Source organism: Plantactinospora endophytica (assembly GCF_016862915.1).
GTDB lineage: Bacteria > Actinomycetota > Actinomycetes > Mycobacteriales > Micromonosporaceae > Plantactinospora > Plantactinospora endophytica.
Map to the genome: position 1 here is coordinate 20,306 of NZ_BONW01000009.1, position 20,728 is coordinate 41,033.

The window sequence follows — 20,728 nt, forward strand, 5'->3', positions numbered from 1 at the left end:
GACCACCACCAACCCCCGAGGAACAGGAGAGCAGACAGATGCGCAGCAGACGATGGTTCCGGGTCGCGGCCGGTGGGGTCGCCGGATTGCTGGCCGGCGTGGGCCTGGCGATCCCGGCCGGCCCCGCCTCGGCGGCCAACCCCATCATCACCAGCATCTACACCGCCGACCCGGCGCCGCTGGTGGTCGGCAACACCATGTACGTCTACGCCGGGCGGGACGAGGCGCCGACCGGGGACAACAACTTCCGGATGCGGGAGTGGCACGTCCTCTCCTCGACCGACGCCAACACCTGGACCCACCACGGCGCGCGGGCGTCGATCGCCACCTTCCCGTGGGCCGGTGCGGACGCCTGGGCCAGCGAGGTCGAGCCCCGCAACGGCCGCTACTACTGGTACACCTCGGTCAACGGCCGGGGCGCCGGCTGGATGGACATCGGGGTCGCGGTCGCGGACAGCCCGCTCGGCCCGTTCACCGATGCCAAGGGCGGGCCGCTGATCAGCGACAGCACGCCGAACTCGTCGGGGCTGAACATCGACCCGACGGTCTTCGTCGACGACGACGGGCAGGCGTACATCTACTGGGGCGGGTACTGGGGTGCCCGGGCGGCCCGGCTGAAGTCGAACATGATCGAGCTGGACGGTGCGGTGGTCACCCCGCAGGGGCTGAGCAACTTCTGGGAGGCCCCGTGGATGTTCAAGCGCAACGGCCTCTACTACATGATGTACGCCGCCAACGACACGAACGGCTGCGTCACCTCGTCCAGCTACGCCTGCCAGCGGTACGCCACCGCCACCAATCCGATGGGACCGTGGACGCATCGGGGGATCGTGCTCGGGCAGGTCTCCTCGACCACCAACCACGCGGGGGTGGTGGAGCTGAACGGCAACTGGTACATGGTCTACCACACCGCCAACGCCCCCGGCGGCGGTAACTTCCGCCGCTCGGTCGCGGTCGACCGGCTCTACTTCAACGCCGACGGCACGATGCAGCGGGTGGTGCAGACCAGCACCGGTCCCGGCCCCGGCCCTGGCCCCGGTCCGGGCGGACCACCCGCCGGCACCAACCTGGCCACCTCGGCGACCGCCACCACCTCGTACGTCTCGTCCTGGGAGACCGTCGCGGCGCTGAACAACGGCGGCGTACCGGCGAACTCGGCCGACCGGAGCAACCTGGCGTACGGCAACTGGCCGCAGCAGGGCACCCAGTGGGTCGAGTACACCTGGCCGTCGGCCCGGAACGTGAACCGGATCGCCACCTACTGGTTCGACGACGACCAGGGCATCGACCTGCCCGCCTCCTGCCAGGTGCAGTACTGGACCGGCAGCGCGTACGCGAACGTGCCCGGCCAGTCGAGCTGTGGCGTCGCCGGCAACACCTACAACGTCACGACGTTCAACTCCGTCAGCACCACACGGCTGCGGCTGAACATCACCTCCCGGTCCGGCTTCTCCACCGGCCTGCTGGAGTGGCTCGCCTACCAGCCGTGACGACCCCGGCCCGTCGCGGGGCAGACCCCCTCCGCCCCGCGACGGGCCGGTCCAACCCCCACCACCGAACCCCCTCTGGAGGTGACCCGATGCGTTTCGCACCGGGTAGGAAGCGGAGAGCCTGGGCCGCCGGGCTCGCGGTCGTACTGGCCACCGGCGCCCTGGTGGCACCGGGCACGCCGGCCACGGCCGCCCAGACCATCGGCTATCCCACGTTCTCCGGGCCGGCCATCCCGGCCCCGCCGCTCGGCTACAACACCGGCAACACCATGCAGGCGATCTACGACGCCGAGAGCGGCGGCACCGACTTCTGGCTGGACCGGCTGCTGGCCCGGCCCGGCAACGACCCGGCCGGTACCTGGCTGATGACCCGGGGCCGGGGCATGTTCATGTACACCCACAACCCGGCCCAGATCGGCTTCGCCGGCAACGCCGCGTACTGGGACAACATCAGCAGCCAGGCCGCGTACACCGTCGCGGTCACCCCGGGCACCTTCACCGAGCAGGTCTCCAGCCGGTGGCAGTCGCCGAGCCACTGGCGGGGCGTCTACACCAGCGGCTCGGTCCGGGTCGAGGTGTCGAAGTTCATCACCGCGCAGAACGTCGCGGTGACCAACCTGAACGTGGTGAACAACGGCTCCGGTTCGGTGACCCTGCAACTGCGGGCCACCTCGCCGTACGCCACCTCGGGCAGCGGCAGCGAGCTGACCGGGACCAGGGCGGTGAAGAACAACCTGACCACGCTCTACCCCCGGCTGTCGGGGGACGGCTTCACGGTCAGCTCGGGCGGGCTGAACCGGTCGGTGACGCTGGCCGCCGGTCAGTCGGTCAGCACCAAGGTGCAGCTCGGATTCGTGGCGAACGAGTTGCCGGAGTCGCTGACCGAATACAACGCCTACCGGGGGTACACCCCGGCGACGGCGTTCGCCACGCACGTGCGGGCGTACAACCGGTGGTGGGCGGAGAACATCCCGTACATCGACGTGCCGGACGCGGCGATCAAGAAGAACATCTACTACCGCTGGTGGCTGATGCGCTTCAACCACCTGGACGTGGACATCCCCGGTCAGGACTTCCAGTTCCCGACCTCGGTCGAGGGCGCGCTCGGCTACAACAACGCGATCGTGCTGACGCAGCCGATGCACATCGACGACCTGAAGTACCTGCGCAACCCGATCTACTCGTACGGGCCGTGGACGTCGATCGGGCAGGTCTCCCGGAACGGCCGGTTCATGGACAACCCCGGTGACCCGGAGAACTGGTCGAACTCCTACACCCAGTACGTCTCCGAGGCGGCCTGGCGCAGCTACCAGATCCACGGCGGCCAGCCGGCGATCGCGGCGAACCTGGCCCGTTACGCCGAGCAGGACGTCAAGGGGCAGCTCGCCACCTACGACACCAACAACAACGGCGTGATCGAGTACGACTGGGGCGCGATGACCGGCAACGACGCCGACGCGGTGTCGTTCCACTGGCGTTCCGGCAACCTGGACCGGGCCGAGGGCGCGTACGTCTGGAGCAACGCGATGGCGGCGGTGCAGGCGTACACGATGCTGGGCAACACGGCCAAGGCGAACGAGATGCAGACGATCGCCGACCGGATCCGCAACGGCATCGTCAACACGCTGTGGAACCCGTCCCGGCAGCTCCTGGAGCACCGGCACGTCTCGACCAACACGCACGTGCCGTGGAAGGAAATCAACAACTACTACCCGTACTCGGTCGGGCTGATGCCGAACACCGACCAGTACCGGCAGGCGCTGCGCCTCTACGACGACCCGGCGGAGTACCCGATCTTCCCGTTCTTCACCGCCAACCAGCGCGACAAGGCCGCGGCGGCGGCGGCCGGCCAGCCGGGCAGCAACAACTTCTCCACCATCAACTCGACGGTGCAGTTCCGGCTCTACTCCTCGGTGCTGCGCAACTATCCGAACCAGTGGATGACGGCCGAGAACTACAAGCAGCTCCTCTACTGGAACGCCTGGGCGCAGTACGTCGGCGGCAACACCCAGTGGCCGGACGCGAACGAGTTCTGGGCGGACTGGAACGGCTCGTCCCGGACCATCGCCTACCGGTCCTGGATCCACCACAACATCCTGGGCAGCAGCAACTGGACAGTGGTCGAGGACGTCGCCGGACTCCGCCCGCGCAGCGACAACACCATCGAACTGTCCCCGATCAACATCAACTGGTCGCACTTCGCGGTGAACAACCTGCGCTACCGCAACATGAACCTCAGCGTGGTCTGGGACGACCCGGCCGACGGGGTGACCAGGTATTCCGGCGTCCCGCAGGGCTACTCGGTCTACCTCAACGGCACCCGGGCGTTCACCGTGGACCGGATCACCCGGGTGCTCTACAACCCGGCGACCGGGGCGGTGACGTTGCCGGCCGGCGGCAGCACCAGCTTCAGCACCGCCGTCGCCGGACTGCAACTGCCGCAGCAGGTGGTGCAGAACAGCGCCCGGATGGTGGACATCTTCGCCAAGGCCGGCGCCGACCTCACCTCGACCACGCCGAACCTGGCCTCCGGGTCGACGGCGACCGCGTCGTACACCGCCTCTGGCACGTCCACCGGGGCGGCGATCGACGGCTTCCCGATCAACGAACCGATCTGGGGCGCCTACGGCTCGCCGAACGCCACCGACTCGTACGAGCTGAACTTCGGCCAGGCCCGGGCCGTGGACGAGGTACGGCTCTGGTTTCGCAACGACCGGGCGACGAACCGGTACCGGCCGCCGGCCTCGTACAACGTGCAGTACTGGAACGGCAGTGCCTGGGTCAACGCGGCGTCCCAGGCGAAGTCCCCGGGCACCCCGCAGTCCAACTACAACCGGGTCACCTTCACCGCCGTCAGCACCGCCCGGCTGCGGGTGCAGTTCACCCACGCCTCGGGGTCGGCGAAGACCGGGCTGACCGAGATCAAGGTCTACAACCGGGGCGGCACCAATCCGGATCCCGATCCGGACCCTGATCCCGAGCCGGGCGGCAACGTGGCGGGGGCGGCGACGCCGTCGGCGTCGTACACCTCGTCCTGGGAGTCGGTGGCAGCGCTCAACGACGGGATCGACCCGCCGAGCTCCAACGACACCGTCAACCCGCGCTGGGGTACCTGGCCGAACACCGGCGCCCAGTGGGCCGAGCTGACCTGGCCGACCAGCCGGACCCTGAACGCCGCCGAGGTCTACTTCTTCGACGACAACGGCGGGGTACGGGTACCGGCCTCCTGGAAGCTCCAGTACTGGACCGGTAGCGCGTACGCCGACGTACCCGGGGCCAGCGGTTACCCGGCCGCGCTCAACCAGTACAACCGGGTGACCTTCCCCAGCCTCGGCACCACTCGGCTGCGGGTGGCGCTGACCAGCGGCCAGGGCTCGGTGGGACTGCTGGAGGTGAAGGCCTTCAGTCCCTGATCCCGGCCGTACCCGGTCCGGCCCCGCACAGGGCCGCCCGGACGCTCGACCAGGGCGTCCGGGCGGCCCGCGACCGGGACCGCACCGTGCGATGCACCACCCGCGACGCACCACCGCTCGCGTACCACCCCCGTCCGCCGTCCCGACGAATCCTGGGGAGACTCCGAAATGACCACTCCGAGACGATGGCGTCGCGGCGCCGTCGGCGTAGCGGCCATCCTGGCGCTGCTGGCCTCCGCCGCCGCACCTGCCGCCGCCGCACCGACCGGCGGATCCGGCGCGGCCGGCGGTGCGGCCCCGGCCGGCGCGGCACAGGCGGTCGCCGCCGCCAAGACCGTCTACATCCCGGCCCGCTGGGCGAACGGCGAGGTGCCGTGGACCCAGAGCCGCACCCGGGAGTCGACGAATTTCATCCTGCTCTGGGGCGACCGGTCCGGCACCGATCCGCGTAACGCGCCGAGCGCGTACCGGTTCGACCCGGACAACATCCTCGGCCAGTTGGAGAGCCTGTACTCGTTCTATGTGAACACCATGCGGTTCACCCCGGAGACCGGACTGCTGGCCCAACACAAGATCATCGTCATCGTCACCCGTACCTGGTCGACGGTGCCGCTGGACGCCTGGGCCACCGGCGGCTCGGTGGACAACCGGGTCGGCGTGATCAACATCGCCCCGGCCGCCGCCGCGCCCGGCTCCTGGGGGCTGGCGCACGAACTCGCGCACGTGTTCCAGTGCTACACCTTCCTCGGCCGCTCGGGCGCCGGGCTGACGCACGCCAGCGCCGGCACGTTCTGGGAGGCCAGCGCCGAGTTCATGGCCATGCAGGTCTACCCGACCGGCAGTGCCGGCGACCTGACCCGGTTCATCCGGACCGAGAACCTGGCGTACAGCAGCAGCCGGCACCACTACGGCGCCTGGATGCTGTTGCAGTACATCAAGGACCGGGACGGGCTGGCGATGTTCAACCGGATCTGGAACGAGGCCCGGAACACCGAACACCCACTGGAGGTGTACCGGCGGATCACCGGGATCAGCCAGGCCGAACTGAACCGCCGGATGGGCGAGTACGCCCAGCGGAACGTCACCTGGGACTACTCGAACCGGGCCAACCTCATGCCCTTCGTCAACCGGCTGTACCCCTTCGTCACCGCGTACAACGGGGTGGCGGTGGAGGCGGTGAACGTGGCGGCCGGGCACTTCCGGATCTCCGACGCGATCGCGCCGTCCGACTACGGGTACAACAAGATCAGGCTGGTGACGAACTCGGACGGGGCGCTGGTCCGGGTCCGGCTGCGCGGGCACGTCAACTCGGCCGCCCAGTCCGGCTGGACCTTCGGGTTCGTCGCGGTACGCAACGGCGCCCCGCGCTACGGCCCGCTGCTGACCAGCACCGACGGGCAGCTCAGCTTCCAGACCCAGCCGGGGGAGCGGGAGGTGTACCTGGTGGTGACCGGCACCCCGGGCACCGTGCACAAGTACGCCTTCCTGGACGGGTACCCGCGCAACTACCGGTACCCGTACCAGTTCCGGCTCTCCGGCGCCACGCCGTCCGGCTTCGAACCCGGGTACGTCCGGCCGGCCGCACCGGGCGGCGGACGCTGGCACAGCAACGGCGGCGGCTGGGTCGACAGCCGGGCCACCGTCGCGGCCAGCGCGTACGTCGGCCCCCGGGCCGCCGTCTACGGCCGCGCCACGGTCAACGGCAACGCCCGGATCGAGGACCTGGCCTGGGTCAACGAGGGCGCCACGGTCGGCGGCAACGCGATCGTCCGGCAGAACGCCCTGGTGCAGGCCGGCGCGAACCTGAGCGGCAACGTGGTGGTCGGCGGTGACGCCGAGCCGTCGGTGGCGTGCGGCGCGGGCACGTACCTGATGTTCGCCCCGGAACGCCGCTGCGACGGTCGGGGCGGCGAGGCGGACGTGAACCCCGGACACCCGATCTTCAGCGACGCCGACCTGGCCATCACCGGCTGACCGTCCAGCCCGGTCCGTCCGGCCCCTGGTGCCGGCCGGGTTCTTCCCGACCGGTCCGTCGATCCAGCCCGCTGCTGGTGCCGGCCGTGTTTCGCACGGTCGGCACCAGGGCGGGTAACCAGGGGGTACGAGTTTGTCGGCGGTTCTGTCGACGTGTGACCATTGCCGGCGGACCAAGGAGGCGCACCATGACCGAGCGGAACCCGGAGGCGGGCCCGGATCCGGTGGTCGACGACGGGCCGGCGTCCTGCCCGGGTGACCACGTCCAGGCCTGTACCGTTCGTGAGGTACTGGACCGGGTGGGCGGTAAGTGGAGCATCGGGATCATCATCGAGGCGAGCCGGGGACCGATCCGCTTCACCGAACTGGAACGATCGGTCGAGGGGATCAGCCGCCGGATGCTCACCCTCACTCTGCGCAACCTGGAACGTGACGGGCTGCTGGTCCGGACCACCTACCCCACCGTCCCACCCCGGGTGGAGTACGTCGCCACCGAGATGGCCCGGGAGCTCTACGAGTCCCTGCTGGTACTCACCGGCTGGGCGGAACGGCACCGACGGGCGATCGCCGCCGCCCGAGAGGCGTACGACCGCCGCACCGCGAACACGGACTGACGCTCGGTCCCGACCAGATCAAGTCTGTTCGGGTCAGCGTTCGTTCGGGTCGATCCGGGCGCGTACCTCGGCGTGCTCGGCCAGCAGGTGCAGCAGGTTGGAGCCGTCGATCAGCTCCAGCGGCTTGCCGGAGGCGAACTCGAACGAGTCCGGGCCGTAGCCGCTGGTCGTCACGAGGATGCCCTTGGTCGCCCCCTCGCCGAGTACCGTGCCGAACAGGTCCCGTACCGCCGAGACGTCCATGGTGCCGCGGTTGCGCCGAGCCTGGATCACCACCTTGCCGCCGAAGATCGGCCGTGGGTCGAAGGACACGCAGTCGACGCCGCCGTCCGGCGCGGCCCGGGTCGTCCGGGTCTCCAGGCCGAGCCGGCCGAAGAGATTGCGGATCAGGTCCTCGAACTCGGTCCGGCTCAGCTTGTGCAGGTTGGGGCGCTGGTCCAGGTCGGCCAGCACGTCCACCTCGTCGACGAAACGCTTGTCGACCACGTCGAACTCCAGCACCGGGCGTACCTCGACCAGATCCTCCGGCCGGGACGACAGGGTGGCCCGCAGGTGGCGCAGGCAGGCCGCCGGGTCGACCTTGGCCAGGTTGATCGCGGTGAACGCGTCCCGGCTGGTCCGCAGGGTCACCAGGCAGGGCCGGACCGCCTGCCCGGTGCCGGGGTGGGTGGTCTCGACGATGCCGTTGAAGACGATGGTCTCCACCAGCCGGGTCCGGTCGGCCTCGAACAGCTCGTGCACGGTACGCAGTGCCACCTGCGTGATCACGTCCGCGTACCGCTGGTGGGTGTCCTCCGCCGGGCGGGGCACGGTCTGCACCTCGTCGCTGGCCTTGACGTAGCGGTACTCCCGGACCTTCGGCACGACCGCGACGGTCGGCAGCAGGTACTCCACGACGATCAGTCGGGAGTCCGGTACGTAGGCGAGCCGGTAGCGCTGCGGAAAGTCCTCCGGATAGACCGAGTTGCCGAGCACCAGCCCGAAGTACTTCACCACGGCGTTCGGCTCGGCGGCGGCGAGCGCGGTGCCGAACTTGTCGATCTCGGCGTTGTGGCTGGCGACCTGGGCGTCGAGTTGCTGACAGTGCTGGTCGTACTTGCGCCGGGCCTGGGCCAACCGCTGCTGCCGGGCCGCCTCACCAGCCGTGTGCTTGGCCTTGGCCTTCTCGAACGCCTGCTCGGCCTCGTTCAGCAGTTGCTGGTAGCGGCCCTCGCCGCCGAACATCTTGCCGAGCGCGTTCGGCTCCGGCGGGGCGAACCGCCGCCAGTCCGGCTCCCGCAGCGGCGTGCCCAGCTCACCGGGCCGGAACTCCGGATAGCTGGCCTGCTTCTTCAGCCGTTCGAGGTCGATGTGGTCGTCGATGGCCAGGGTGGTCCTGAGCAGGTTGTCCAGCTCGTCCAACTGGGACTGGAGACTGGCGTTGGCGGATTTGACCCTGGCCGTCCGGGCCTCCACGTAGAGCCGCCGCCGCTCCCGCTCGTCCGACTCCGCGGCCCGCTCGGCGGCCCGCCGGGCGTGCTCGGCCTCCCAGAGCATCTGCTGGTGCTGCTGGTAGGGGGTGGTCGACGCGCGTTGCTGGGCGTGCACCTGCTGCGCGTGCGCCCGCTGCATCTGCCCCATGATGCCCATGTGTGTCCCCGATCAGCGTCCCGCACCGGTCAGCCTGCCGACCGGTGGCGTCCCATCCCCCGAGCTGCCGTCCCCGCTCCCGAACCGTGTCCCTCGCCGGGCCTGCCGTCGACCGCCGTCGCTCGACCCACAGCACATTTTGGTCTCCGGGCGACGGATGCGTCCAGCGGGGACCCCAGGGTAGCGCGCGGGGCGAACCGTCCAGCCGGGACGGAAACGCCCCTGGTGACGGCGGGGTGGCCGGGACGGCGGCCAGGGCCGGCGGTGCTAGGGTGCCCCGGGTGACCGACGCAGATGTGCACCTCGTCGCCCAGCCGCGCCTCGACACCGTCGTGACGGAGTTCTCCACCGACGCACGGCGGCTGCGCAGCGACTACGCCGGAATGGCCTGGATCGGCGACCGTCCGGACGACGAGAGCGGCCAACTTGGCCCCGACTACCGGCAGCGGGCCGTGGACTCGCAACTCTTCCTGCCCGACACCCACTGGTACGACGTGGACGGGCTGGACGACGTCGAAGTGCAGGTCAGCGTCGGTCTGCTCCAGGTGGCCGGCACCGCGATGCGGACCCAGGGGCTGGTCGGCACCGTCGCCGAGCCGGTGGTCGAGTTCTTCGAGCACCCCGAGGGGCTGCCGGGGGTGGGGCTCTGCCTCGGCCTGCGCGGTCAGATCTTCTCCAACCTCGGCCTCTCCTACCGGGTGACCGTGCTGTCCGCCCCCGAGGCGGTGCTCCGGCGCGGCGACAGTCCGCAGCCCGACGAGGACGTCGAGGAGGGCGAGGCGGCCGACACCGCCGGCTGACCCGGCGGCGGGCCGCCGCCGGCCGGGCGGCCAGCCCCGGCCACTCGTCGGACGGCCGATCACTCCCGCACTCGCCGGGCGGCCGGTCACTCCCGCAGTCGCCAGGCCCGTCCGCCGCTGCCGGCCCGCTCGCCGTCGGTCGGCGGTGCGTCGGTCGGCGTCGAGTCGCCGGCCGCATCGGCCGCCGGCTCCGGGTCGGGGCCCGATCCGGCCGCCGGGTCGTCGGCGTCGTCGGCGTCGGGCCGGGGACGACGGAGGTACAGCCAGGCGGCGACGGTGAGCCCGAGTACCAGCCCGACGACCAGGCCGACGGTCAGCGAGCCGACGCCCTGGTCCGGGTCCTCCTCGACCGCCGCGCCGCTGTCCGGCGCCTGCGCCCCGGGCGCGCCGGGCGCCGGCTGGCCGGGCGCTGCCGCCGGCGGCGCCAGGGTCAGCACCGGCGCGGGGAAGTCCGGTCGCGGTACCTCGGCCGAGGGTGGCTGGTTCCAGTTCGTCACGTGACCGTCCGAGTACGTCTGCACCAGGGCGAACGTCATCTGGTCGGTCTGCGGCATCGGGCCGAGCGAGACGACCAGCTCGGCCGGGCCGCTGCCCGCCGCAGGTGCCCCGGCCCGGGTCCAGACGATGCTCGCCACCACCTCGTCGACCTGCCCGTGGTGGATCCCGCCGAGCGTCTGGTCGACCTTGCGCATCGTCATCCGGGGTGCCCAGTTCGGGTCGGACATCGGGTACGTCTCGGCGACCGGCGCCGACTCCGGCATCAGCAACTCGACCTTCGTGGTGTACGCCGGAGCCCGGTCCTCGGTCACCCGGAAGGTCAGCTTCGCCGCGTCGCCCTGTACGGCCTCACCCGGCGTCATGGTCACGTCGGCGGTAGCCGGTCCGGCGCCGAGAGTGGTACCCGCGACCGCGGCGGTGGCCAGGCCGACCAGCCAGCACAATGCCCTGTGACGCACAGTGAAGTCCCTTCGTCCGGCCGATACTCCTGGTAGTTCGGCTGTGGAGCGGAAAAGGTTCAACCAACGGGCCGGTATGTTACGCCGCCCGTCCGGGGCCGCTGTTCGGCAGGTTACGAGCTATCCTCCGAAACATCCGACTTGGCACGGATGGCCGCCTGTGGGAGCCGACAGTCCGCCGGAGTCTGACAGTTGCCAGTCGGATGACAGTCACCGCACGCGCCGGATCCTGAGCGGAGGCCCGACGTTATGAATTACGTGCACCCACGCAGACAACCTCTCGTTTCCGTGGCCGTCTCGCTGGCCGCCGTCCTGCTCGTCACGTCCTGCGGCGGCGCCGATCCGGAGCCGGGGACCCCGGCGGCGCCGGTCAGCTCCGCCGCCTCGCACGACGGTCTGCACGGCAGCGTCGAGATTCCACCGGCCGCACCGCTGCGTACCGGTGAGCGGTTCGTCAACCTGACGATGGCCCAGCCGTACCGGCCGGCGGCACCGAACGGCGGCACCGACGAGTACCGCTGCTTCCTGGTCGACCCGGGGCTGACCGAGTCGGCGTTCCTGACCGGCAGCCAGTTCCTGCCGCAGAACGGCGCCCTGGTGCACCACGCCATCTTCTTCCGGCTCGCGCCGGCGGAGGCGTCGGCGGCCCGCAAGCTCGACGCGGACACTCCCGGCGACGGTTGGACCTGCTTCGGCGACGCCGGGATCGGCGACGCGGCCTGGGTGGCGCACTGGGCGCCGGGGGCGAACGAGACACTGCTCGCGCCGGGCCTCGGCTATCCGATGCCGCCGGGCAGCCAGCTCGTGATGCAGGTGCACTACAACCTGATCGACGCCCGGCCGGGCGAGGACACCGACCGGTCCGGCATCCGGCTCCGCCTCGTCGCCGGCACCGAGAAGGTGGATCCGCTGGTCACCGAGCTGCTGCCGGCCCCGGTCGAGCTGCCCTGCGCGGCCGGTGAGCGCGGCGAGCTGTGCGAGCGCGAGGCCGCCGTGCGCGACGTGGCGCGGCGGTTCGGTGCCGAGGCCGGTGGGCAGGCGGAACAGCTCAACGAGTACTGCAACCGGGGGCGGGCGCCGGCCGCCGGCAGCACCCAGCACTGCGACCACCGGGTCACCGAGGGTGGCCTGGTGCACGCGGTCGCCGGGCACATGCACCTGCTCGGCAGCGCGATCAAGCTGGAACTCAACCCCGGCACTCCGGCGGCGCGGACGCTGCTCGACATCCCGACGTACGACTTCGACCAGCAGGCCAACCGGCCGCTGCCGCGCGCGGTCGCGGTCAAGCCCGGCGACGTCTACCGGGTCACCTGCACCCACGACGTGACGCTGCGGCAGCGGCTGCCCCAACTGCGCAACCTGCCGCCCCGGTACGTCGTCTGGGGCGAGGGGACCAGCGACGAGATGTGTCTCGGCCTGCTCGTCATGTCCCGGCCCGGCTGACCGCGCCCGCTCCCGGTCAGGCCGCAGCGGAAGGTTCGGCGGGCGGCAGGTCCGGCGGGGCGGCAGGTCTGACGGGATGGAGAAGGTGCGGCGGGCGGAAACATGTCGGGGGTCCGGGCGATACTCGGCGCGGCGGGGCCGGTCGGCGCCGCAGAATGCGGAGAGTGTTATGGCCGAGGTCTTGCTGTTCCACCACATCCAGGGGCTGACGCCCGGGGTCCGGGAGTTCGCCGACCGACTCGGTGCCGCCGGGCACGCCGTGCACCTGCCCGACCTCTACGACGGGCGGGTCTTCGACGACTTCGACGAGGGTGTCGAACACGCCCGGAAGGTCGGCTTCGACGTGCTGCTGGAACGCGGACGGTCGGCTGCCGACGGGCTGCCTGACGGACTGGTCTACGCCGGCTTCTCCCTCGGCGTGATGCCGGCGCAGTTGCTCACCCAGACCAGGGCCGGTGCGAAGGGTGGCCTGTTCTTCCACTCCTGCCTGCCGGTGCAGGAGTTCGGGACGTGGCCGCAGGGCGTGCCGGTCCAGGTCCACGGTATGGCGGGCGATCCGCTCTTCGCCGACGAGGGGGACCTGGACGCGGCCCGGGCCCTGGTCGAGTCGGTTCCCGACGCCGAGCTGTTCCTCTACCCCGGCGACAGGCACCTCTTCGCCGACCACAGCCTGCCGTCGTACGACGCACCGGCCGCGACGCTGCTCACCGAGCGGGTGCTCCAGTTCCTCGCCAGGGTGGACGCGACAGCGGCCTGATCCGGGCGGCCCGGACCCGACAGTCGCGGTGCGGCATGGGTCGCGCACCCGTCGGGCGGATCGTCCGTACGGCCGGCGTACGGAACCCGGACCGGCGGCACGTGGTCGGGGGGAGGTTCCTAGCATTGTGGGGACCTACCGCCCGACCGGGTGGGAGGCGGCGAGCCGAGGTTACGGATCAAGGGACAGATGGCAGAGACCGGTAGCGACATACGCCCGTCGGCGCGATCCACCCGACTGCCCGCCGACCCGGCGGCGGCCGGCGGGATCATCGAGCGGGCCGGTCGGGTGGCCCGACCCCGGCAGCGGCTCGGTCAGCTCGTGCCACGCCGCCCGGAGGGGATCACCGGCAACCAGTGGAACGCGGCCAGCCGGGGCCTCTTCGACTACGTGGTCTCCGACCCGGAGGGGCGGTCGGCCCCCTTCGCCGTCGAGTTCGTCGACGCCAGCGCGCAGACCGCGCAGACGCAGCGGGACGACCGGATGAAGCACGCCGTCTGCGACGCCGTCGGGCTGGAGCTGCTGCGGATCGAGTCCGCGACGATGCAGCCGGCCACGCACGGCCGGCGGATCGTCGAGTACGTCATCGACGCGCGCGCCTTCCGCGAGGCGACCGGCGACCCGGCCGAGTACGCCGAACTCGCCCCGGACGCACCGCGCAGTTACCGCGACATCGTCGGCCGGCTGCCGGACGGCAACAGCGGGCACGTCAACGACCTCGGCGCGGTGGCCCGGACCATCGCCGTGGACGCGTACGTCAACCGGGAACTGGTCGACCCGATCCTGCGCAGCCTGCAACTGGACTGGAAGGACGGGCCGGCCGAGGGTTGGGCCTGGCTCCAGGTGCGGCCCGGGGAGTACCTCTTCGAGCGGGTGCGGATCTGGCAGCACCGCTTCTCCTGCGGCATCGAGCCGGGCCGGCTCGCCGAAGATCTGGCCACCATGGCGGTGGGGGAGCGGCTCCGGTTGCGCGAGACCGTCGGGTTGCCGCTGACCGGGCGGGAGCAGCTGGCCGACGAGCTCGACGCCCTGCGCCGCCGCCGGGACGAGCTGACCAACCCGTACGCCTTCGACCACGTCTCGTTCGACTGACCTCTGCGGCTCACCTGCTGCCCGGCTGGCGCCGCTCCTGTCCGCGCTCCTCCCGCTCCCGACCGGGGCACCGACGCCGGTGGAGGCGGAGCCGCTGGCGGGGCCGGCCGCTGTCGCGCCGGTGATCACGGCGTCCGCCGCCCCCGGAGATCAGGCTGCCGATGGGGTCGCGGAAGTCGAACGCGGGGACGTCGACGAACCGGGCCGGGTCCGCGCCGACACGGACCCGGCCCGGCGCCTGGTCGCCGCAGGACGGGATGTCAGGCGGCGGTGCAGGCCAGGGTCGGTACCGCGTTGCTGCCGTTCTGCGAGGCGAGGAACCCGAAGGTGGTACTCGCGCCGGCGGCGAGACTGCCGTTGTAGGCGGAGTTCCGGGCGGTGACGCTGGATCCGCTGGCGGTGATCGTCGCGCCCCAGGAGTTGCTGACGGTCTGCCCGTTGGCGAACGTCCAGGTCACCGTCCACCCGCTGATCGCGGCGGTGCCGGCGGTGACGCGTACGTCGGCCTGGAAGCCGCCCGACCAGGTGCCGGTGACCGTGTACGTCGCCGAGCAGCTACCCGCCGAGCCGGGCGGCGGAGTACGGGTCGGCGTGGGCGTCGGCGGCGGGGTGGTCCGGGTCGGGGTCGGGGTGGGCGTCCGGGTCGGCGTGGCGGTCGGCTGGGGGTTGCTGCCGCCACCGAAGTTGACGTCGCTGCACCAGTAGTAGTTCTGGTCCGCGTGGCTGGCCTTCCAGATCACGAAGACGATGTGCCGACCGGTGCGACCGGGCGCGCTGACGCTGATCGTGTTGGAGACGCCGTTGAGTACCGGGTCGCCGTTCTCCCGGGTGCCCGCGCCCGGGGCGTACCGGCCGGTTTCCCGGACCAGTTCGAGGTTGCTCCAGCCCAGCCGCTGGGTCAGCGGGTTGTACCCCTGCCGGCTCACGTAGATCAGGAAGTAGTCCGCCCCGTGCAGCGCCTGGTCGTGGATCGTGACGTTGAAGTTGGTGCTGACGTTGACGGCCTGCCAGTTGCCCGGATTGTCCAGCGCGGCGTACCGGACGCCGCCGGTCTCGCCGGCACTGCACAGTTGGCCACTCGGCACAGCGGCCTGGTGGTTACCGTTCACGCCCTCCCGGTAGAGGCCGTTCCAGTTCCACATGGCGTTCGGGTCGGCCTGCCAGGCCTGCCAGCACATCGGGTCCTGGGTGGCCATAGTCGGGTTCTGGAAGTCGTTGCCCCAGCGCTTCCAGCAGCCGTAGTTGCGTGACGCGGGGTTGATCGTGGAGCCGTGGGCGCTGGCGGTGTCCCGGGTGACTGCCATGGCCGAGGCGAGGAGGACGACCGCGGTCGCCGCGAGCGCGAGGATCCGCAGGACCATCGGGGCGCGGCGTCGGGCCGGATTCGGAGGTTGGGCGAGTGTAGACATGGGATCCCCAGACGTCGATTGCACGAGCGAGTACGCGGGAGGCTGCCCGGTGCTCCCGCACCATCCACCCGGCTCCGGCGGCGGTGTCCCTGGACAGAGATTCACACCGCTGGATGGTGCTTGTCAATAGTTTGGGGTGTCAACAAAAAGGAGCCTGTCGCGCCCGGGGCGAACCGGCTCGGCTCGGCCGCCGTGCGCCGACCGGGACCGGCGCCGATCGGGACCGACCGGAACCGACCGGGACACGACCGACCGGGACCGACTGGCGCGGCGGCCCGAGCGTTCGGCCGGCGATCGGACCCGGGGTCGATCAGGCCGGGCGCCGATCGCGGACCGATCAAAACGGGCTGATCAGACCGGACCGATCAGAACGGGCTGATCAGGTCGCGGCGATCACGCCGGGGCGGCACGCTCGGGAGTTATCAGGCCGTCGAGCAGCACGTCGATGGCCTTCGCCCGGGCCTCGTCGCTGTACGCGGTGAGGGTCATCCGGACGAAGGTGGCGATGTCCTCGGCGGTGATGTCGGCGCGCAGCCGCCCGGCCGCGCGCAGCCGCTCGGTCGCCGGGCTCACCACCGCAGTGATCAGGCGTTGGGCGTGCTCGTCGGCCCGGTCGCCGGCGCCGGCCAGCCGGGCGAACGTCGCCACCTCCTGCTCGGACATGTCGCAGCTCTGCGTGAAGACCGCCCGGAAGCCCTGCACCGGGTCGGCGGTCTCCAGTACGCGTTCGGCGTTGGCCCGGACCGCTGTCACCAGGTCGTCGAGGACCGCCTCGACCAGGTCCTCCTTGGCGGGGAAGTGCCGGTAGAGCGTGGTGGGGCCGACGCCGGCCCGGCGGGCGACCTCCTCCAGGGCGATCTCCGGACCGTGCTCGGCGAACGCCTCCCGGGCCGCGACCAACAGTCGCTGCCGGTTGCGGAGCTGGTCCCGGCGGGGTGCCCTCGGCTCCGGCATCCTCGGCCCTCCGATCGAAGTGGTGGCGATACTCCCACTTTAGCGCTACCGTAGAAAACGGAAGTGCTACTACCGTTTCGCCCTGGAGGTGTCGTGTCCTGGAATCCCGAGACATGGAATCCCGAGGCCCTGCCCGACCTGACCGGCCGGACGTACGCGGTCACCGGCGGCAACGCCGGGATCGGCTACTTCGTCACCGAGCAGCTCGCCGCCGCCGGAGGCCGGGTGGTGATCCTCGGCCGGAGTCAGGAGCGGATGCGCGCGGCGGTCGAGGCGATCCGCCGGCAGGTCCCGGCGGCCGACCTCGGCACGATCCGGCTGGACCTGGCCGACCTGGACTCGGTGGCGTCGACCGCCGCCGCCCTGACCAGGCTGGACCGGCTCGACGCGCTGATCGAGAACGCCGGCGTCAGTTCGCCGGGCCGACAGCGCACGACCACCCGGCAGGGCTTCGAACTCGCGGTGGGGACCAACCATCTCGGGCACTTCGCCCTCACCGCGCTCACCCTGCCGGTCCTGACGGCGACACCGGGCAGCCGGGTCGTGCCGGTCGGCAGCATCATGACCAGGAAGACCGGCTTCGACCTGGACGACCTGCTGAGCGAGCGGTCGTACGCGCCCCGGCAGGCGTACGTGCGGTCCAAGCACGCCGTGCAGATGTTCGGCTTCGCCCTCGACCGCCGACTGCGGGACGCCGGAGCGGACGTCAGGTCGATCGTGCTGCACCCCGGGCTCGGCCTCGACAGCGCGAGCCCACGCCGCCCCGGAATCAACGAACCGTCGCCGCTGGCCAGGATCTCCGGGCGTCTGCTCTCGCGCGTCGCGCAGGGCAAGCACCGGGCGGCCCGGGTCGCCGTACGGGCGGCGGTCGACCCGGAGGCCGACGGCGGGCAGTACTACGGACCGGCGCGTCGGGGCGTCGGCGATCCGGTGCCCGTTCCGCCGCCCGAGATCGATACGGATCCGGCGTTGGCGGCCCGCCTCTGGGCGATGTCGGAGGAGTTGACCGGTATCAGCCTCGCGGTTCCGGCAGGCAGGTCGTGAACGTGCCGCCGCGAAACGGGAATGCGGCCTCGACGGGACGGACAAAACGGGAGCGGCGGATGAAGCCCAGCACTGGCAGCGCAACCTACTGGACCCTGACCACGCTCGGCGTGCTCGGCGGCGCCGTCGGCGTCCTCGGCGTGCTCAGCCCACGCCGCCAACTGCGGCTGTCCGGGTTCGCCGACCCCGCCGAGCGGGCGGCCGCCGACCACACACCGGCCGTGCTGGGCAGCAGTTCGGTAGCCGCGATCGGGGAGGGCGCCGCCTACCTGGTGGGCGCGGCCAACGCGTGGCCGGGCTTCCCCGGGTACGTGCTGGGACGTCGGCTGCTGATGGCCGGCGGCCTGGCCGGACTCGCCGCCACCGGTCGGGCGCCCCGGTCCTTTTTCGGTGCCGCGCTCTGGGAAGCGCTCGGCGCCGCCGCCATCGGTGTCGCTTCGTGGCGGGACCGCCGCACCGCGACGAGGCCGGCATGAGCATCCCCGAGGAGATCAGAACGGCCCGGTACGTCAGCGTCACCACGTTCCGCCGGGACGGGCGGCCGGTTCCCACGCCGGTGGGCCATGCCGTCGACGGCGACGAACTGCTGGTGCTGACCCAGCGCGACAGCGGAAAGGTCAAGCGGATCCGCAACAACGCCGCCGTCCGGGTGGCACCCTGCGACATGAGCGGCCGGGTCGCCGAGGGCGCGCCGACCGCGACCGGCCGGGCCCGGGTGCTGGACCAGCTCGAAACCGCCCGGGTACGCCGGGTGCTGTCCCGCCGGTACGCCATCGCCCGGTTCGCGTTCCTGGCGGAATGGTTCCTCGGCCGGCGCGACCGCAGGGTCGGGATCGCGATCACCCTCTGAACCGCTCCGGTGCCGCGCCATCCGCCGTCGATATAGGGTGGGGGCGTGCGCCTGCTGCTGATGGCGGACACCCACGTCCCGAAGCGGGCCCGGGACCTGCCGCCGCAACTCTGGACGGCGGTCGACGAGGCGGACGTGGTCATCCACGCCGGGGACTGGGTGCACGAGCCGCTGCTCGACGCACTGGCGTCCCGCGCCGCCCGGCTGGTCGGAGTCCACGGCAACAACGACGGCCCGGAACTGCGGGCCCGGCTGCCGGAGATCGCCCGGGTCGAGCTGGCCGGGCTACGGGTCGCCGTGGTGCACGAGACCGGCCCGGCCGGTGGACGGGAGCGCCGCTGTGCGGACCGGTTCGGCGACCGTGACCTGCTGGTCTTCGGGCACTCGCACATCCCGTGGGACAGCGTGGCGCCGGGCGGGCTGCGGCTGCTCAACCCCGGCTCGCCGACCGACCGGCGCCGCCAGCCGTACGCCACCTATCTGACCGCCGAGATATCCGACGGCCGGCTCGACAACGTCGTACTGCACAGGTTGCCGTCCCGGTCCTGAACCGCCGAGGAGGTGACACCGTGCGGGGCGAACTGGCCGGCTACGCGCGCCGGGTGCTCGGCTCTGGGCAGATCGTCGCGGACCGCTCCTGGCAGCACGGCGTCTCGGCCGTACTGGAAATCCGGGACGACACCGGTACGACCTGGTACGTGAAAGGGCACGTCGACCCGGAGCGCTACCGGCGGGAGCTGTCGACGTACCGACGGTGGGTGCCGGGACTGGGCGGACACGCGCCGCGCCTGCGGGCTGCGCCGGTTGATCGACGGTTGGCGGTGAACCTGCCGCCGCGCCGGGGTAACCGGCCGATCGGCCCGGAGCGTTCCGATCACCCGCCTGCAAGACTGTAGGTGTGCATGACTTCGACGTGCTCGTGGTGGGTTCGGGGCCGGGCGGTCAGAAGGCCGCGATCGCGGCGGCCAAGCTGGGGCGCCGGGTGGCGGTGGTGGAACGGCAGCACATGGTCGGCGGGGTGTGCATCAACACCGGCACCGTCCCGTCGAAGACGCTCCGCGAGGCGGTGCTCTATCTGACCGGGCTGAGCCAGCGGGAGGTGTACGGCCAGAGCTACCGGCTCAAGGACGAGATCACGGTGGCCGACCTGACGGCGCGTACCCAGCATGTCATCGGCCGGGAGATCGACGTGGTGCGTAGCCAGTTGGCGCGTAACCACGTACGCCTGATCACCGGCACCGCCCGGTTCGCCGATCCGCACACCGTCAGCGTGACCGACCCGGTCGGCCGGGAGTCGAAGGTGACCGCCGAGAAGGTCATCGTCGCCGTCGGTACCCGCCCGGCCCGACCGGCCAGTGTGGACTTCGACGAGCGGACGATCATCGACTCGGACGGCATCATCAACCTCGAACGGGTGCCGAGTTCGATGGTGGTGGTCGGCGCCGGGGTGATCGGCATCGAGTACGCCTCGATGTTCGCCGCGCTCGGCACCAAGGTCACGGTGGTCGAGCGGCGGGACCGGATGCTGGAGTTCTGCGACCTGGAGATCGTGGAGGCGCTGAAGTACCACCTCCGGGACCTGGCGGTGACCTTCCGGTTCAGCGAGGCGGTGGCGGCGGTGGAACGGCACGCCCGGGGCGCCATCGCGGTGCTGGAGAGCGGCAAGCGGATCGCCGCCGACACCGTGATGTACTCGGCCGGACGGCAGGGACTGGGCAGCGAACTCGACCTGGAGAACGCCGGGCTCGCCGCCGACACACGGGGCCGGATCGAGGTCGACGCGGAGTTCCGGACGGCGGTGCCGCACATCTACGCGGTCGGGGACGTCATCGGCTTTCCCGCGCTCGCCTCCACCTCGATGGAGCAGGGTCGGCTGGCCGCGCACCACGCCTGTGGCGAACCGGCCCGAGCCCTGTCGGCCGCACAGCCGATCGGTATCTACACGATTCCGGAGATCAGCTTCATCGGCCGGACCGAGGACGAACTCACCCGGGACAAGGTCCCGTTCGAGGTCGGTATCTCCCGCTACCGGGAACTCGCCCGGGGCGCGATCAGCGGCGACTCGTACGGGATGCTGAAACTGCTGGTCGCCCCGGACACCGGCCACCTGCTCGGGGTGCACATCTTCGGCACCGGGGCCACCGAACTCGTGCACATCGGGCAGGCGGTGATGGGCTGCCAGGGTACCGTCGACTACCTGGTCGACGCGGTCTTCAACTATCCGACGCTGGCCGAGGCGTACAAGGTCGCTGCGTTGGACGCGATGAACAAGATGCGGCACCTCGCCCGGCTCCGCGACTGAC

Annotated in this window: 18 protein-coding genes; 14 read left to right on the forward strand and 4 right to left on the reverse strand. The window is 71.3% G+C overall.

What is annotated here, in order from left to right; genetic code table 11:
- The first annotated feature begins 38 nt into the window (after nucleotides 1-38).
- From Pen02_RS10690 to Pen02_RS10705, 4 genes are all read left to right on the forward strand, one after another.
- The gene (locus Pen02_RS10690; protein ID WP_203865809.1) at nucleotides 39-1,490 is read left to right on the forward strand and encodes a glycoside hydrolase family 43 protein; all 1,452 of its coding nucleotides are present in this window, start codon (nucleotides 39-41) and stop codon (nucleotides 1,488-1,490) included.
- 89 nt (nucleotides 1,491-1,579) lie between these two features.
- Nucleotides 1,580-4,903, forward strand: coding sequence for a discoidin domain-containing protein (locus Pen02_RS10695; RefSeq protein WP_203865810.1), 3,324 nt, complete (start codon nucleotides 1,580-1,582; stop codon nucleotides 4,901-4,903).
- A 168-nt stretch (nucleotides 4,904-5,071) separates the two neighbouring features.
- Nucleotides 5,072-6,877: a DUF6055 domain-containing protein gene (locus Pen02_RS10700; protein ID WP_203865811.1), complete on the forward strand. Its 1,806-nt coding sequence runs from the start codon at nucleotides 5,072-5,074 to the stop codon at nucleotides 6,875-6,877.
- Nucleotides 6,878-7,065: 188 nt separating this feature from the next.
- Nucleotides 7,066-7,491: a winged helix-turn-helix transcriptional regulator gene (locus Pen02_RS10705; protein ID WP_203865812.1), complete on the forward strand. Its 426-nt coding sequence runs from the start codon at nucleotides 7,066-7,068 to the stop codon at nucleotides 7,489-7,491.
- 33 nt (nucleotides 7,492-7,524) lie between these two features.
- Here Pen02_RS10705 and Pen02_RS10710 read toward each other — a convergent pair whose 3' ends face one another.
- Entirely contained in the window at nucleotides 7,525-9,102 is a 1,578-nt protein-coding gene (locus Pen02_RS10710) for a restriction endonuclease (RefSeq protein ID WP_203865813.1), read from the reverse strand.
- 299 nt (nucleotides 9,103-9,401) lie between these two features.
- On the opposite strand from Pen02_RS10710, the gene Pen02_RS10715 reads away from it, so the two are divergent.
- Nucleotides 9,402-9,920 (forward strand): hypothetical protein, encoded by a 519-nt coding sequence (locus tag Pen02_RS10715; RefSeq protein WP_203865814.1) that lies wholly within the window; start codon nucleotides 9,402-9,404, stop codon nucleotides 9,918-9,920.
- An 86-nt stretch (nucleotides 9,921-10,006) separates the two neighbouring features.
- Here Pen02_RS10715 and Pen02_RS10720 read toward each other — a convergent pair whose 3' ends face one another.
- On the reverse strand, nucleotides 10,007-10,876 hold the full coding sequence (locus Pen02_RS10720) for a YcnI family copper-binding membrane protein (RefSeq protein ID WP_203865815.1): 870 nt from the start codon (nucleotides 10,874-10,876) through the stop codon (nucleotides 10,007-10,009).
- A 288-nt stretch (nucleotides 10,877-11,164) separates the two neighbouring features.
- Here Pen02_RS10720 and Pen02_RS10725 point away from each other — a divergent pair, with 288 nt between their 5' ends.
- The 3 genes from Pen02_RS10725 (at nucleotide 11,165) to Pen02_RS10735 (ending at nucleotide 14,168) form a co-directional block, all read left to right on the forward strand.
- The gene (locus tag Pen02_RS10725) at nucleotides 11,165-12,319 is read left to right on the forward strand and encodes a monooxygenase (protein WP_239140455.1); all 1,155 of its coding nucleotides are present in this window, start codon (nucleotides 11,165-11,167) and stop codon (nucleotides 12,317-12,319) included.
- 169 nt (nucleotides 12,320-12,488) lie between these two features.
- Entirely contained in the window at nucleotides 12,489-13,076 is a 588-nt protein-coding gene (locus tag Pen02_RS10730) for a dienelactone hydrolase family protein (RefSeq protein ID WP_203865817.1), read from the forward strand.
- 189 nt (nucleotides 13,077-13,265) lie between these two features.
- Nucleotides 13,266-14,168, forward strand: coding sequence for a DUF2726 domain-containing protein (locus Pen02_RS10735; RefSeq protein WP_203865818.1), 903 nt, complete (start codon nucleotides 13,266-13,268; stop codon nucleotides 14,166-14,168).
- Between the two features lie 260 nt (nucleotides 14,169-14,428).
- Here the strand turns inward: Pen02_RS10735 and Pen02_RS10740 are convergent, their stop codons facing one another.
- Together Pen02_RS10740 and Pen02_RS10745 are read right to left on the reverse strand one after the other, a co-directional pair.
- The gene (locus tag Pen02_RS10740) at nucleotides 14,429-15,577 is read right to left on the reverse strand and encodes a lytic polysaccharide monooxygenase auxiliary activity family 9 protein (RefSeq protein ID WP_239140456.1); all 1,149 of its coding nucleotides are present in this window, start codon (nucleotides 15,575-15,577) and stop codon (nucleotides 14,429-14,431) included.
- A gap of 393 nt (nucleotides 15,578-15,970) precedes the next feature.
- Nucleotides 15,971-16,531 carry a TetR/AcrR family transcriptional regulator gene (locus tag Pen02_RS10745; RefSeq protein WP_203865819.1) on the reverse strand — a complete coding sequence of 187 codons (561 nt, stop codon included), beginning with the start codon at nucleotides 16,529-16,531 and terminating at the stop codon, nucleotides 15,971-15,973.
- Nucleotides 16,532-16,624: 93 nt separating this feature from the next.
- On the opposite strand from Pen02_RS10745, the gene Pen02_RS10750 reads away from it, so the two are divergent.
- The 6 genes from Pen02_RS10750 to sthA are packed head-to-tail and all read left to right on the forward strand — an operon-like array spanning nucleotide 16,625 to nucleotide 20,727.
- Nucleotides 16,625-17,575 carry an SDR family NAD(P)-dependent oxidoreductase gene (locus tag Pen02_RS10750; protein WP_203865820.1) on the forward strand — a complete coding sequence of 317 codons (951 nt, stop codon included), beginning with the start codon at nucleotides 16,625-16,627 and terminating at the stop codon, nucleotides 17,573-17,575.
- A 59-nt stretch (nucleotides 17,576-17,634) separates the two neighbouring features.
- Nucleotides 17,635-18,051, forward strand: coding sequence for a hypothetical protein (locus tag Pen02_RS10755; RefSeq protein ID WP_203865821.1), 417 nt, complete (start codon nucleotides 17,635-17,637; stop codon nucleotides 18,049-18,051).
- Nucleotides 18,048-18,425, forward strand: coding sequence for a PPOX class F420-dependent oxidoreductase (locus Pen02_RS10760; protein WP_203865822.1), 378 nt, complete (start codon nucleotides 18,048-18,050; stop codon nucleotides 18,423-18,425). Before Pen02_RS10755 ends, Pen02_RS10760 begins: the two co-directional genes overlap by 4 nt.
- Nucleotides 18,426-18,470: 45 nt before the next feature.
- The gene (locus Pen02_RS10765) at nucleotides 18,471-18,974 is read left to right on the forward strand and encodes a metallophosphoesterase family protein (RefSeq protein ID WP_203865823.1); all 504 of its coding nucleotides are present in this window, start codon (nucleotides 18,471-18,473) and stop codon (nucleotides 18,972-18,974) included.
- Nucleotides 18,975-18,994: 20 nt separating this feature from the next.
- Nucleotides 18,995-19,321 (forward strand): hypothetical protein, encoded by a 327-nt coding sequence (locus Pen02_RS10770; protein ID WP_203865824.1) that lies wholly within the window; start codon nucleotides 18,995-18,997, stop codon nucleotides 19,319-19,321.
- A 2-nt stretch (nucleotides 19,322-19,323) separates the two neighbouring features.
- Nucleotides 19,324-20,727 carry a Si-specific NAD(P)(+) transhydrogenase gene (gene sthA / locus Pen02_RS10775; RefSeq protein ID WP_203865825.1) on the forward strand — a complete coding sequence of 468 codons (1,404 nt, stop codon included), beginning with the start codon at nucleotides 19,324-19,326 and terminating at the stop codon, nucleotides 20,725-20,727.
- Nucleotide 20,728 lies beyond the last annotated feature (1 nt).